A 13,330-nucleotide genomic window follows, 5' to 3' on the forward strand; every position below is an offset into this window, starting at 1 on the left:
GGACGACCCCGCCCGACCACACCTCCACGGGGGAGAACCACCCATGAGCACGCCGTCCCGCAGCTGGACCGCCGACCGCCCCATCGCGGTCAAGATCGGCACCGCGGTCCTGGCCCTCGCCCTCGTGGCGGTCGCCGTCGCGACGCTGGCCGCCGTCCGGATCGGGTCGCTGCGCGACTCGGCCGACGTCCTCTACCGGGACACCGTCGTGCCGCTGACCGAGCTGTCGGAGATCCAGCGCAGCTTCCAGGGCGACCGCGCCCGGGTGGTGCAGTACGGCATCGCCGACGAGGCCACCCGCGCCGAGCTGCGCACCGACCTGACCGAGCGCCGGGCCGAGATCACCGCCCAGATCGAGGGCTACCGGGCCGCGGCGGCCGACCCCGCGGCGTTCGCCGCCTTCACCGAGCAGCTCGACACGTACTACGCACTGGCCGAGGACACCCTCTTCCCGCTGGCCGACGCCGGTGACGCCGCCGCCTTCGCCCAGGTGTTCCAGGACGAGGTCCGCCCGCAGACCACCGCGGTGGTGGAGCCGCTGCAGGCCGAGTCCGAGGCGCAGTCCGCGCTGGCCGCCTCCCGCTCGTCGCAGGGGGACGAGGAGGCCGGCACCGCGCTGACCCTGATCTGGACCGTGCTCGCGCTCGGCGTCGCGGCAGCCGTCGCGCTCACCGTGCTCGTCGTCCGCCGCCTGCTGCGCACCGTGCGCTCGGTGCGCACCGCCGTCGAGGCCCTCGCCCTGGGTGACCTGACGGTGGCCCCGGAGGTCCGCTCCGCCGACGAGCTGGGTCAGATGGCCGCCTCGCTGGTCGCCGCGCAGGCCCAGCTGCGGGCGCTGATGGCCTCGGTCGCCGGCTCCGCGGACGCGGTGGCCGCGTCGAGTGAGGAGCTGTCGGCGTCGTCGGCGCAGATCTCGGCGTCGGCGGAGGAGACCAGCGTGCAGTCCGGGGTGGTGTCCGGTGCCGCCGACGAGGTGTCCCGCAGCGTGGCCACGGTCGCGGCGGGTGCCGAGCAGATGAGCGCCTCGATCCGGGAGATCGCGCAGAGCGCCAACGAGGCGGCCCGGGTGGCCGCCGGTGCGGTCACCGAGGCCGAGACCACCAACGCGACGATCACCAAGCTGGGCGTCTCCTCGAAGGAGATCGGTGACGTGGTCAAGGTGATCACGTCGATCGCCGAGCAGACGAACCTGCTGGCGCTGAACGCGACGATCGAGGCGGCGCGGGCCGGGGAGGCCGGCAAGGGCTTCGCCGTCGTGGCCAACGAGGTCAAGGAGCTGGCGCAGGAGACCGCGCGGGCGACCGAGGACATCGCCCGCCGGGTGGAGGCGATCCAGGCCGACACCGGCGGGGCGGAGGAGACCGCGCGGGCGACCGAGGACATCGCCCGCCGGGTGGAGGCGATCCAGGCCGACACCGGCGGGGCGGTGGCGGCGATCGGGCGGATCGGTGCGGTCATCGGGCAGATCAACGACCACCAGCTGACCATCGCCAGCGCGGTGGAGGAGCAGACGGCGACGACGAACGAGATGTCGCGCTCGGTGGCCGAGGCCGCCGGCGGGACGACCGAGATCGCCGCGAACATCACCGGGGTGGCCACCGCGGCCGGCTCGACGACGCAGGCCCTGGGCCAGACCCGGGTCGCCGTCGACGAGCTGTCCCGGATGGCCGCGGACCTCCGCACCACGGTGGGGCGGTTCTCCTGGTGAGGATCACCGACGTGGGGCTGCGGACCCGGCTCGGCCTGGCCTTCGGCGGGGTGGCGCTGCTCGTCGTGGGCTGCGCCGTCGGCGGGGTCGCCGCGGTCAGCGAGCAGCGCGGGCTCGCCCAGGAGGTCACCGCCGCCGACGGCGTGCTCCGCGACGCCGAGACGATGCGCTTCCAGATCGCCGACGCCACCGGCTGGCAGGGCTTCGTGCTCGCCGACGTCGCCGCCTTCGGCCCCGAGGCCGCGCTGGCCGACGACTCGTACAACCGGGCCGGCTTCCTCGCCAGCAAGGCCTCGGTCTACGCCTGGCTGGACGCCGTGGACACCCGGGCGATGAGCCCGGCCGAGCGTGCCGACTTCGACCGGCTGCGCCCGGCGTGGGACAGCTACTTCGCCTGGGACGACCAGGTCGTCGACTGGGTCCGACCCGGCACCCGGGAGGGTCTGGCCACCGCGCAGACCTCGATCAACGGCGGGGAGGCCGGCGAGGGGTACACCGTCGTCCTCGGCATCGCCGACGACATCGCCGCCTCGGCGCAGGACCGGCTGGCCGGGCTGGCCGACGAGCAGTCCGCCGCCCAGTCGCGGGCGACCTGGCTGCTGTGGTCGGCCGGGGCCCTCGGTCTGGCCCTCGCCGCGCTGCTGGCCTGGCTGGTCACCCGCTCGGTGGTCGGCCCGCTCGAGCGGATCCGGGTCGTCGCCGAGGCCGTCGGTGCCCGCGACCTCACCCGTACCACGGGCCTGCGCCGTGCCGACGAGGTCGGCCGCACCGGCGCTGCCCTGGACGCCGCGGTCACCGAGGTCCGCGGCCTGGTCGGGAGGCTATCCACCTCCGCCGACGCGGTCGCCGCCTCCGCGCAGGACCTGTCCGCGGCCAGCGCACAGATCGCCGCCTCTGCGGCCGAGACCAGCTCCCGGTCCGAGGCCGTGTCCGTGGCCGCCGGCGGGGTGTCCGACAGCGTGGCCACGGTCGCCGCGGGCGCCGAGCAGATGAGCGCCTCCATCCGGGAGATCGCCCAGAACGCCGGGGAGGCCGCCCGGGTCGCCGGGTCCGCCGTCACCGAGGCTGCCGCCACCAACGCCACGGTCGGCCGGCTCGGGGACTCCTCCCGCGAGATCGGGGACGTCGTCAAGACCATCCGGTCGATCGCCGAGCAGACCAACCTGCTGGCGCTCAACGCGACCATCGAGGCTGCCCGGGCCGGGGACGCCGGCAGGGGCTTCGCCGTGGTCGCCACCGAGGTGAAGGAGCTGGCGCAGGAGACCGCGCGGGCGACCGAGGACATCGCCCGCCGGGTGGAGGCGATCCAGGCCGACACCGGGGGAGCGGTCGAGGCGATCGGCCGGATCGGGGCGGTCATCGGCCAGATCGACGACTTCCAGACCACGATCGCCTCCGCCGTGGAGGAGCAGACCGCCACCACCAACGAGATGTCCCGGTCGGTCGCCGAGGCCGCCGCGGGCAGCACCGGCATCGCCGGGTCGATCACCGCGGTCTCGGCCGCGGCCGGGTCCACGACCGAAGCACTGGCCTCGACCCGGGCGTCGGTGGACGAGCTGTCCCGGATGGCCGACGAGCTGCGCGGCGCCGTCGCGCGCTTCCAGCACTGAGCCGGTGCCCTACTCCCTGGTCAGCGCGGCCACGCTGGGCTTCGACCTGGTGCGGCTGCCGGCCGGCCCGGCCGTGGCCGCGGTGCTGCTGACGGGGCTGGCCGCCGACGCAGCGACGCTGGAACGGCTCGCCGCGGCGCACCCGGTCGCCACCGGCACCCCTGTCCAACGGGGCCGCTGGGCCGTCCGGTCGCGCCGGGTCCGCGAGCTCGCCGAGGCCGGGGTGCCCTCGCTCCGGGTCACCGGCCCCGGCCTGGACCCGGCCACCCGGACCGCTGCCCTGGTGGAGCTGCTCGAGCAGGGCACCATCGGCAGCGCCGCCGCGGTCGAACGGGTCATCCGGGACGACGTGCTGGGCCCGGACTCCCCGGCCGCGGCCGACGCCGGTCCCGACGTCACCGCGCTGGCCGCCGACGTCCTCGCCGACGGGGCGGTCGCGGCCTGGGCCGCTGCCGCGCTGCCCGACCGGGACCGCCGGGCCTTCTCCGCGGCGGTGGACCGGGCCGGACCGCCCGGCACCCCCGACCTGGGCCCGTCCGCCGTGGGGCTGCACGCGCTGGTCACCCGGCTCCGCACCTGCGACGACGCCGACCGGGTGCGGTGGCGCGCCGCCGTCGAGGAGGTGCGCGATGGCCGGCGCTCCTGGGCCGCGGCCATGCACGGCGCCTCGTGGGCCGCGCACGTCTCCGGCCGCACCCGCGCGCTCGCCGCGGCCCAGCTGCTGGCCGTGGGCGGCTTCGTCGACGCCGGGTTCACCCCCGCCGACGGTGCCCGCGGGGTGTGGAACGCCGTCGCCGGCTGCGTGCAGGCCCTGGCGGTCGCCGACCTCCTCGACGAGACCTCGTCGGAGCTGCTGTGCGCCCCGTGGGTGCTCGCGCACGGCGACTGGCCCCCCGGCGGCAGCACCGCTGCCGTCCCCGCCCAGGACCACCCGCACGGGTGAGGGCACCGGCTCAACACGGCCCGGGCCGTGCCGAAACACCACCGAGTCCCCCCGCCGGGGGACCGAGACCAGAGAGCAGAGGCCCCGTGGCTCCGATCAGGGTGATGGTGGTCGACGACTCGGTCGTCGTCCGCAAGCTCGTCACCGACGTGCTCTCCGCCGACCCGGCCATCGAGGTCGTCGGCACCGCGGTCAACGGACGGGTGGCGCTGGCCAAGCTGGAGACGCTGCGCCCGGACCTGGTCACGATGGACATCGAGATGCCCGAGTTGGACGGCATCGGCGCGGTCACCGCCATCCGCGCGGCCGGCAACCGGGTCCCGATCGTCATGTTCTCCACGCTCACCGAGCGCGGGGCCACCGCCACCCTGGACGCCCTCGCCGCCGGTGCCGACGACTACGTCACCAAGCCGGCCAACGTGGGCAGCATCGGTGCGTCGATGGAGAGCGTCCGGCAGCAGCTGGTGCCCCGGATCAAGGCCCTGACCGGACGACGGGTCGACCCGGTGCTCCCCGCACCCCGCGCGGCCGCACCGGCGACGCCCGCCCCGGCCCGGACCGGTGTCCGGCGCACCCCGGCCGTGCTGGTCATCGGCTCCTCCACCGGCGGTCCGGACGCCCTGTCCAAGGTGCTCCCCCGGCTGCCCGCCGACCTCGCCGTCCCGGTGCTGGTCGTGCAGCACATGCCCCCGGTCTTCACCGCCCAGTTCGCCGCCCGGCTCGACCGGTTGAGCCCGCTGAGCGTGGTGGAGGCCGTGGCCGGCACCCCGCTGCGCCCGGGGACCGTGCACGTGGCCCCCGGCGACTTCCACCTCACCGTGTCCTCCACCGGCGGGCTGCGCCGCACCGCGCTGGACCAGGGCGACCCGGAGAACTTCTGCCGGCCGGCCGTGGACGTGCTGTTCCGCTCCGCGGTCACCGCCTACGACGGCGCCGTGCTGGCCGTCGTCCTCACCGGGATGGGCCACGACGGACGCGACGGGGCCGCGCTGGTGCGCGACGCCGGGGGCACCGTGCTCGCCCAGGACCAGGCCACCTCGGTGGTCTGGGGCATGCCCGGTGCGGTGACCCAGGCCGGACTGGCCGACGAGGTGCTGCCGCTGGACCGGGTCGCCGACGCGGTGCTGCGCCGGCTGCCCGCCCGTCGTCCCACGCTGTCCGGGGTGCCGGCATGACCGCCGCCACCGCGCTGTCCCCGACCGGCTTCGACTGGGTCTGCCAGCTGGTCCGCCGGGAGTCCGCCATCGTGCTGGCCCCGGGCAAGGAGTACCTGGTGGAGGCCCGGCTCCTGCCGGTGGCCCGGTCGCTCGGCCTGTCCGGCGTGGCCGAGCTGGTCGACCGGGTCCGGGCACGCCCCGACGCCGCGCTGAGCCGCCGGATCGTGGAGGCGCTCACCACGAACGAGACGTCCTGGTTCCGGGACGGCGACCCGTTCACCGCGCTCACCTCGACCGTCCTGCCCGCGCTGCAGGCCGCCCGCCGGCCCGGCGAGGCGCTGCGGATCTGGTCGGCGGCCTGCTCCAGCGGCCAGGAGGCCTACACGGTCGCGATGCTGCTGGCCGACGCGCTGCCCAACGCCTCCGGCCGGGTGCAGATCACCGCCACCGACCTGTCCCGGGACATGGTGGCGCGCACCCGCGCCGGCCGGTTCAGCCAGCTCGAGGTCAACCGCGGGCTCCCCGCCTCGATGCTCGTCCGGCACTTCTGCCGGGTGGGCACCGAGTGGGAGGTGGCCCCCCAGCTGCGCGCCATGGTCACCGCCAGCGAGCTGAACCTGGCCGCCCCCCTGCCCCGCCTGGGGCCCTTCGACGTCGTGTACCTGCGCAACGTCCTCATCTACTTCGACCCCGCGACGAAGCGGGACGTCCTCCAGCGGGTGCGTCGCCTGATGCGCCCGGACGGCTGGCTCTTCCTGGGCGCAGCCGAGACGACCCTCGGGGTCGACGACACCTGGGAGCGGGTCGCCTGCGGCCGCGGCTCCGCCTACCGCCCGACGAGAGGGGCATGAGATGCGAGCGCTGGTGATCGACGACTCCCGCGCGATGCGCCGGATCGTCGGCTCGATCCTGGAGGGCTTCGGGTACGAGACCCGGCCCGCCGGGCACGGACGCGAGGCCCTGGACGTCCTCGAGGAGGGCTGGGTCCCCGACCTGGCCTGCATCGACTGGAACATGCCGGTGATGGACGGGCTGCAGTTCGTCTCCGCCGTCCGGGCGAACCCGGCCTGGCGTCAGGTGACCCTGATGATGGTCACCACCGAGAGCGAGCACGGCCAGATCGTCCGGGCGCTGGCCGCCGGCGCCCACGAGTACGTGATCAAGCCGTTCACCGCCGACGCGATCGGCGACAAGCTCGCGCTGCTGGGTCTGCTGCCGCACGGCGTCCCGGCGTGAGCGCGCCGATCGCCACCCTGCTCGACGACGAGACCGTCAACGCCGTCGCCGCCGAGGTGTGGAGCGCCCTGGTCGGCGAGGACGAGGTGCTCGTCCCCGGCGACGGCCCGGTCGCCGACGGCCGCAGCGCCTGGGTGGGCGTCGAGGGCCCGTGGTCCGGGCTGGTCGTGCTGACCTGCTCGGCGTCGGCCACCGACGACCTCACCCGGGCGGTGCTGCAGCTGGCACCGGCCGAGGAGCTCGCCGACGAGGACGTCGACGACGTGCTGCGCGAGCTGGCCAACATCCTCGGCGGGAACGTGAAGTCCCTGCTCCCCGGCCCGTCGACGCTGGGGCTGCCGCAGACCGGCACGCCCCCGCAGCCGGGCACCGACGTCCGACCGGTCGGCGCCACCTGGCGCGGCCACCCGCTCACCATCACCGTCCAGGGCGCCACGGAGGCCCCTGTGCACCACCCCACCACGGAGGTCACGCCATGAAGATCCTGGTCGCCGACGACAGCCGTGTCATGCGGCAGATCGTCATCCGCACCCTGCGCCAGGCCGGTTGGGACGACGTCGACGTCGTCGAGGCCGTCGACGGGGCCGACGCCCTGGTCAAGATCGCCGAGGAGGACCCCGACCTCGTGCTCTCGGACTGGAACATGCCCGAGATGACCGGCATCGACTGCCTGCGCGAGCTGCGCGCCCGCGGGTCGGCGGTGCCCTTCGGCTTCGTCACCTCGGAGGGCTCCCCGGAGATGCGGGAGACCGCCGCCGAGGCCGGTGCGCTGTTCCTCATCGCCAAGCCCTTCACCGCCGACACCTTCCGCGACCAGCTCGGGTCGGTGCTCGCGTGACCGCCGTGCTCGGGACGGCCCTGCCCACCGCCAAGGACGTCCGCGACCTGCTCACCGGCCTGCTCGGTCGCGACGTGACCGTGGCGCCCGGTGCCCCGGTCACCCCGACGCCGTCCCGGCCGGCTGCGGTCGCCGTCTACGTCGACCCGACGTCCTCGCTGACCGCGGTCTGCCTGGTCGACCTGCCGCTGGCCGCCTGGTGCGCCGGCGCGCTGGCACTGCTCCCCAAGGGCGGCCTGGAGGACGCGGTCGAGGAGGGCGAGCTGTCGGACATGCACCTGGAGGTGCTGCACGAGGTGGTCAACGTGGCCGCCGCGCTGCTCAACGCCGGCGGGGTCACGCACTCCAAGCTGGACCGGCTGATCGCCCCGGGCGAGGCTCTGCCGGCCGACGTCGCCGTGCTGACCGGCTCCACCAACCGGCTCGACCTGGCCGTCACCGTCGCCGGCTACGGCCCGGGCGCGCTGTCGGTGGTCCTCGCCTGAGCGTCCCGCCCGGGTCCGGGGCCTAGTGCCCCAGGCTCGGGCGGACGACGTCGTAGCGGTCGCCGAGCTGCTCGACCAGTGCCAGGAAGAGCCGGTGGCCCTGGACCTGGTGGGTCTCGCGGGCCGACGGCGGGTCCCAGCCCGACAGCTCGTCCTGGTGCTTCGTCCAGTGGCCGACCCAGGCGCGCAGTGCCTCGGTCAGGTCGGGGGAGACACCGAGCTCGACCGGGTCCAGGGCCTCGCCCTTGCCCGAGCCGGACCACAGCGGGTACGGGGAGGAGTGGTCGGCGAACAGCCGGACCACGGGTCGGGCCTCGGGGGTGGTCACCGCGCTGACGGTAGACCCCCGGCGGGGGCGGCCAACAGCTCCCGGACCAGCGCACCGACCGCCTCGACCTCGACCAGGAAGCCGTCGTGGCCGTACGGGGAGGGGACCACCCGCAGCGGTACCCCGAGGCCGTCGGCCACCCGCTGCTGCTCGGCGACCGGGTAGAGCCGGTCGCTGTCGATGCCACCGACCACCGCGGTCGCGGTGACCCGGGCCAGGGCGGCCTCCACGCCGCCGCGGCCGCGGCCGACGTCCCAGGTGTTCATCGCCTCGGTGAGCACCACGTAGCTGCCGGCGTCGAACCGGGCGGCGAGCTTGGCGGCGTGGTGGTCCAGGTAGCTGGCCACGGCAAACCGCCCGTCGGGCTGGACGACGGTGGAGAACCGGGTCTCCAGCTCCTCGGCGCTGCGGTAGGTCAGGTGCGCGATCCGCCGGGCCGTGCCGAGCCCGGCGACCGGGCCCTCGCCGGCCGCGTAGTCCCCGCCGGCCCACCGCGGGTCGGTGGTGACCGCGGTCTGCTGGGTGGTCTGGGTGCCGATCTGGTCGGCGGTGGCCACCGCGCCCGAGGCCAGGAAGAACAGCCGCTCGACCCGGTTCGGGTGCGCGACCGCCCACTCCAGGGCCCGCATGCCGCCCATCGACCCGCCGATCACGGCCGACCAGCGGTCCACCCCGAGCGCCTCGGCCAGCCGGCGCTCGACGGCGACCTGGTCGGCGATGGTGACCGCGGGGAAGCGCGACCCCCATGGCCGGCCGTCCGGCGCGGTCGACGACGGGCCGGTGGTGCCCTGGCAGCCGCCCAGCACGTTCGCGCAGACGACGAACCGGTCGGCCAGCGGGGCGCCGTCGCCGATCAGGCCGTCCCACCAGCCCGGGGTCGGCTGGCCGGGCCCGGTGGGGCCGACGACGTGGCTGTCCCCGGTGAGTGCGTGCTCGACGAGCACCGCGTTGGACCCGTCGGCGGCGAGGGTCCCCCACGTCTCGTAGGCGACCCGGACGGCGGGCAGGGCGCCCCCGCGCTCCAGGTCCAGCGGGCCCAGGTCCAGGAACTGCCGGTCACCGGACGGGTCGCCCTCGACCCACCCGCCGGACCGGAGGGGGGTCCGGGACGAGGTCTCCCGGACCCCCGTCACCTCAGGCTGCCTTCGCGGCGCGGAAGCCGGCGTCGAGGTCGGCGAGGATGTCCTCGATCCCCTCCAGGCCGACGGCCAGGCGCACCAGGCCCGGGGTGACACCGGTGGTGACCTGCTCCTCCGGGGTCAGCTGCGAGTGCGTGGTGGACGCCGGGTGGATGACCAGGCTGCGCACGTCGCCGATGTTGGCCACGTGGCTGTGCAGCTCCAGGGCCTCCACGAACGCCTTGCCGGCCGCGACGCCCCCGACGATCTCGAAGGCCAGCACGGCACCGGTGCCCAGCGGGGCGTACTTCCTGCCCGCCTCGTACCAGCGCGAGGAGGGCAGCCCGGCGTAGTGCACCGACTCCACCTCCTCGCGGGTCTCCAGCCACTCGGCGACCTTCTGCGCGTTGGCGATGTGCCGCTCCATGCGCAGCGACAGGGTCTCGATGCCCTGCACCACGAGGAAGGCGTTGAACGGCGAAATGGCCGGGCCGAGGTCGCGCAGCAGCTGCACCCGGGCCTTGAGCGCGAACGCCGGTGCACCGAGGTCGGCGTAGACCACGCCGTGGTACGTCGGGTCGGGGGTGGTGAAGCCGGGGTGCTTGCCCGCGGTCCAGTCGAAGTTGCCGCTGTCGACGATCACGCCGGCCACGGCCGTGCCGTGCCCGCCCAGGTACTTCGTCGCCGAGTGCACGACGACGTCGGCGCCGAACTCGATGGGCCGGATCAGGAAGGGGGTGGCGACGGTGTTGTCCACGATCAGCGGGACGCCGTTGCGGTGGGCGACCTCGCTGACCGCGGAGATGTCCAGCACGTCGCCCTTGGGGTTGCCGATCGTCTCGGCGTAGAAGGCCTTGGTGTTGTCCTGGACCAGCGACTGCCAGGCCTGCGGGTCGTCGGGGTCCTCGACGAAGGAGACGGTGATGCCCATCTTCGGCAGCGAGTGGTGCAGCAGGTTGTACGTGCCGCCGTACAGGGAGGCGGAGGCCACGACGTGGTCGCCGGCCTCGGCCAGGTTGAGGATCGACAGCGTCTCCGCAGCCTGCCCCGAGGACACCGCCAGGGCGGCTACGCCGCCCTCCAGGGACGCCACGCGCTGCTCCAGCGCGTCCTGCGTCGGGTTCATGATCCGGGTGTAGATGTTGCCCATCTCGGCGAGGGCGAACAGGTCCGCGGCGTGCTGGCTGTCGCGGAACTGGTAGCTCGTGGTCGCGTAGATGGGCAGTGCGCGGGCGCCGGTGGTGGGGTCGGGGCTCGTGCCGGCGTGGATCTGCCGGGTCTCGAAGCTCCAGCCGCTGGGGTCGGTCATGGCCACGTCCTCCTGTGTCGGGAGGCCCGGGCGAGCGGGCGCTCCGTCGGTTGCGCGGACGGCGGGCGCCGTCCACACCGGCTCTTCCCCTGGAGCACCGCAGACGGAGTAGCGGTTGCCGGGCAGCCAGCCAGGTGCTTGTCGCTGCCTCTCGTGAGCCGTGCCGATCGTAGGACGCCCGGGCGGGGCCTGCACCCGTGGGCTCAGTCCAGGTCGGTCCGGTGCCCCAGGGCCTGCGCGGTGGCGGTGATCTCGGCGTGGTCGACGGCCCGGACGACGACCAGCGGGTGTGCGTCGTCGTCCTCGTGCAGGTGCACCAGGCAGAGCCCGGCGGGGGCGAGCACCGCATCGGCCGCCCGCACCGCGGTGGGCACGTCGCCGTCGGTGTCGGTGACCGGGCCCAGGTCGACCCTGGCGCGGACCACCCGGGGCAGCGCGGCGAGGGCCTCGGCGAGCTCCTCGCCCTGGTCGCCGGGGTCGAGGTAGGCCAGCGCGCCGGCGTCGTCCAGGCCGTCGATCAGCGCGACCCACGGGTCGACGTCGGCCGGGTCGGTGGGGGCCAGCGGGCTGCCGGCCCGGGCCGCCAGGTAGCCGGCGGGGTCGAGCAGCGCCTGCCGGACGGCGGGCCAGAGGTGCTCGTCGTCGTCGAGCAGGGCGCACAGGCGTTCCCAGCGCGCGGCCACGGCGGGGTCGGCGGGTGCGGGCACCCGACCGACGCTAGCCCCCGCCGGGTCAGGCGGGAACGCCCACCGGCGAACCGGCCAGAGCCGCGTACCGGCCGCCGTGGGCGACCAGCTCGTCGTGGCTGCCCTGCTCGACGACCCGGCCGTGGGCCAGCACCGCGATGGTGTCGGCGTCCCGGACGGTGGACAGCCGGTGGGCGATGGTGATCGTCGTCCGGCCGCGGGCGACCTCGTCCAGCGCGGCCTGCACGGCGCGCTCGGTCTCGTTGTCCAGCGCGCTGGTGGCCTCGTCGAGCACCAGCACCCGGGGGTCGCGCAGCAGCGTGCGGGCGATGGCCAGCCGCTGCTTCTCCCCGCCGGAGAACCGGTGCCCGCGAGCGCCGACGAGGGTGTCGTAGCCGTCGGGCAGCGCCGCGATCACTGCGTGCACCTGGGCCCGGCGGGCGGCGTCCTCGATCTCGGCGTCGGTGGCGTCGGGCTTCGCGTACCGGAGGTTCTCCCGGATCGTGGTGTGCAGCAGGTAGGTCTCCTGGCTGACCACGCCGACCACCCGGGCCAGCTCGGCCAGCGACAGGTCGCGGACGTCGACGCCGTCGATGGTCACCCGCCCCGCGGTCACGTCGTTGAGCCGGCTGACCAGCGAGGCCAGCGTGGTCTTGCCCGATCCGGTCTCCCCGACCAGGGCCAGCGTGCTGCCCGCCGGGACGACGAGGTCGACGTCGGTGAGCGCCGGCCGCCCGGGGTCGCCGTAGTGGAAGCCGACGTGCTCCAGCCGGACCTCACCGCGTGCCGCGGCGAGGGTCTGCGGCGTCTCGGGGTCGGCGATGTCCACCGGCAGGTCGAGGTACTCGAACACCCGGCTGAACAGGGCCATCGAGCTGGTCAGCTGCACGCCGACGTCGAGCAGGCCCATGAGCGGGCGGAACAGCGTGCCCTGCAGCGCGGTGAAGGCGACCAGGGTGCCGATCGTCATCCCGCCCGAGGTCGCCGGCAGCCCGGCGAACAGGTAGATCAGCGCGGGGATGCCGGCGAAGACGATGCTCATGGTGGCCATCCGCCAGCGACCGGCGAGCTGGGAGCGCACCTCGAGGGCGACCAGGTCGGCCGAGGTGTCGGCGAAGCGGGCGGACTGTGCCGGACCGGTGCCCAGGGTCTTGCCCAGCTGGACGCCGGAGATAGACAGGCCCTCCTCGACCTGGGTCTGCATGTCGGCCATCCGGCGCTGGCGGGCGGCGGTGACCTCGCGGCGCATCAGCGCGACCCGGCGGGTCAGCCAGATCGCCGGCGGCAGCACGACGAGGGAGAGCAGGGACAGCCGCCAGCTCAGCGCGGCCATCGCGACCGCGGTGCCGACGACGGTGGTGGCGTTGGACGCCAGGCTCGTCGCGGTGGAGGTGACCACCGACTGCATGGAGCCGATGTCGTTGGTCAGCCGGGACTGCACCTCACCGCCGCGGGTGCGGGTGAAGAAGCCCAGCGACTGGCGCTGCAGGTGGCTGAAGACCGACGTCCGCAGGCCGTGCATGACCCGCTGGCCGACGGTGGTGGACATCCAGGTCTGCACCACGCCGAGCAGCGAGGTGGCCGCGGCGACGCCGACCATGCCGGCGACGGCCCAGGCCAGCAGCCGGACGTCCTGCTGGGGTAGTGCGTCGTCGATGACGGTGCGCACGAGGAACGGCGTCGCCAGGGCGATCGCCGAGCTGGCCACGATCAGCGCCATGACGACGCCGACCTGCAGCCGGTAGGGGCGGAAGAGCGACAGCACGCGGCGCAGTCGCACCGGGTTGCGCTCGAGCTGGGTCTTGTCGGCCGGGTCGGGCCGGCCCTCGGGGCGTGGCATCCACGTCCCCCTCTCTGTCGGGTGTTAGTGAGGTTACCTCACGGTGAGGTAGCAACGCGGTGGCCGCTAGCA

General features: G+C 74.9%; 14 protein-coding genes and 1 riboswitch. Of the genes, 9 read left to right on the plus strand and 5 right to left on the minus strand.

From position 1 onward, the window contains the following. The first annotated feature begins 43 nt into the window (after positions 1 to 43). From ASG36_RS10925 to ASG36_RS10965, 9 genes are all read left to right on the plus strand, one after another. Positions 44 to 1,708, plus strand: coding sequence for a methyl-accepting chemotaxis protein (locus ASG36_RS10925; protein ID WP_055763676.1), 1,665 nt, complete (start codon positions 44 to 46; stop codon positions 1,706 to 1,708). After that, entirely contained in the window at positions 1,705 to 3,318 is a 1,614-nt protein-coding gene (locus ASG36_RS10930; RefSeq protein ID WP_235494863.1) for a methyl-accepting chemotaxis protein, read from the plus strand. The genes ASG36_RS10925 and ASG36_RS10930 overlap by 4 nt, the downstream gene beginning before the upstream one ends. Positions 3,319 to 3,322: 4 nt before the next feature. Beyond that, complete coding sequence (locus ASG36_RS10935) at positions 3,323 to 4,261, plus strand: hypothetical protein (RefSeq protein ID WP_055763678.1); 939 nt, start codon at positions 3,323 to 3,325, stop codon at positions 4,259 to 4,261. 86 nt (positions 4,262 to 4,347) lie between these two features. Next, positions 4,348 to 5,436 (plus strand): chemotaxis response regulator protein-glutamate methylesterase, encoded by a 1,089-nt coding sequence (locus ASG36_RS10940; protein ID WP_082523016.1) that lies wholly within the window; start codon positions 4,348 to 4,350, stop codon positions 5,434 to 5,436. Then, positions 5,433 to 6,269, plus strand: coding sequence for a protein-glutamate O-methyltransferase CheR (locus ASG36_RS10945; RefSeq protein WP_055763681.1), 837 nt, complete (start codon positions 5,433 to 5,435; stop codon positions 6,267 to 6,269). The genes ASG36_RS10940 and ASG36_RS10945 overlap by 4 nt, the downstream gene beginning before the upstream one ends. A 13-nt stretch (positions 6,270 to 6,282) precedes the next feature. After that, positions 6,283 to 6,654: a response regulator gene (locus tag ASG36_RS10950; RefSeq protein WP_235494865.1), complete on the plus strand. Its 372-nt coding sequence runs from the start codon at positions 6,283 to 6,285 to the stop codon at positions 6,652 to 6,654. Continuing rightward, on the plus strand, positions 6,651 to 7,133 hold the full coding sequence (locus tag ASG36_RS10955) for a chemotaxis protein CheX (RefSeq protein ID WP_055763684.1): 483 nt from the start codon (positions 6,651 to 6,653) through the stop codon (positions 7,131 to 7,133). Before ASG36_RS10950 ends, ASG36_RS10955 begins: the two co-directional genes overlap by 4 nt. After that, on the plus strand, positions 7,130 to 7,492 hold the full coding sequence (locus ASG36_RS10960; protein WP_055763686.1) for a response regulator: 363 nt from the start codon (positions 7,130 to 7,132) through the stop codon (positions 7,490 to 7,492). The genes ASG36_RS10955 and ASG36_RS10960 overlap by 4 nt, the downstream gene beginning before the upstream one ends. Further along, positions 7,489 to 7,977 carry a hypothetical protein gene (locus ASG36_RS10965; RefSeq protein ID WP_055763688.1) on the plus strand — a complete coding sequence of 163 codons (489 nt, stop codon included), beginning with the start codon at positions 7,489 to 7,491 and terminating at the stop codon, positions 7,975 to 7,977. The genes ASG36_RS10960 and ASG36_RS10965 overlap by 4 nt, the downstream gene beginning before the upstream one ends. Before the next feature lie 22 nt (positions 7,978 to 7,999). On the opposite strand, the gene ASG36_RS10970 is transcribed toward ASG36_RS10965, so the two are convergent. The 5 genes from ASG36_RS10970 to ASG36_RS10990 form a co-directional block, all read right to left on the minus strand. Beyond that, the gene (locus ASG36_RS10970) at positions 8,000 to 8,305 is read right to left on the minus strand and encodes a hypothetical protein (protein WP_055763690.1); all 306 of its coding nucleotides are present in this window, start codon (positions 8,303 to 8,305) and stop codon (positions 8,000 to 8,002) included. After that, positions 8,302 to 9,438 (minus strand): homoserine O-acetyltransferase, encoded by a 1,137-nt coding sequence (locus ASG36_RS10975; RefSeq protein ID WP_055763692.1) that lies wholly within the window; start codon positions 9,436 to 9,438, stop codon positions 8,302 to 8,304. The genes ASG36_RS10970 and ASG36_RS10975 overlap by 4 nt, the downstream gene beginning before the upstream one ends. Before the next feature lies 1 nt (position 9,439). Continuing rightward, on the minus strand, positions 9,440 to 10,732 hold the full coding sequence (locus ASG36_RS10980) for a bifunctional o-acetylhomoserine/o-acetylserine sulfhydrylase (RefSeq protein WP_055763693.1): 1,293 nt from the start codon (positions 10,730 to 10,732) through the stop codon (positions 9,440 to 9,442). Between the two features lie 41 nt (positions 10,733 to 10,773). Further along, positions 10,774 to 10,891: riboswitch (SAM riboswitch) on the minus strand. Positions 10,892 to 10,935: 44 nt separating this feature from the next. Continuing rightward, the gene (locus tag ASG36_RS10985) at positions 10,936 to 11,439 is read right to left on the minus strand and encodes a hypothetical protein (protein WP_055763695.1); all 504 of its coding nucleotides are present in this window, start codon (positions 11,437 to 11,439) and stop codon (positions 10,936 to 10,938) included. A gap of 25 nt (positions 11,440 to 11,464) precedes the next feature. After that, a complete protein-coding gene (locus ASG36_RS10990; protein WP_055763697.1) occupies positions 11,465 to 13,258 on the minus strand; it encodes an ABC transporter ATP-binding protein in 1,794 nt (597 codons plus the stop codon). Positions 13,259 to 13,330 lie beyond the last annotated feature (72 nt).

Source organism: Geodermatophilus sp. Leaf369, from assembly GCF_001424455.1.
Taxonomy (GTDB): Bacteria; Actinomycetota; Actinomycetes; order Mycobacteriales; family Geodermatophilaceae; genus Klenkia.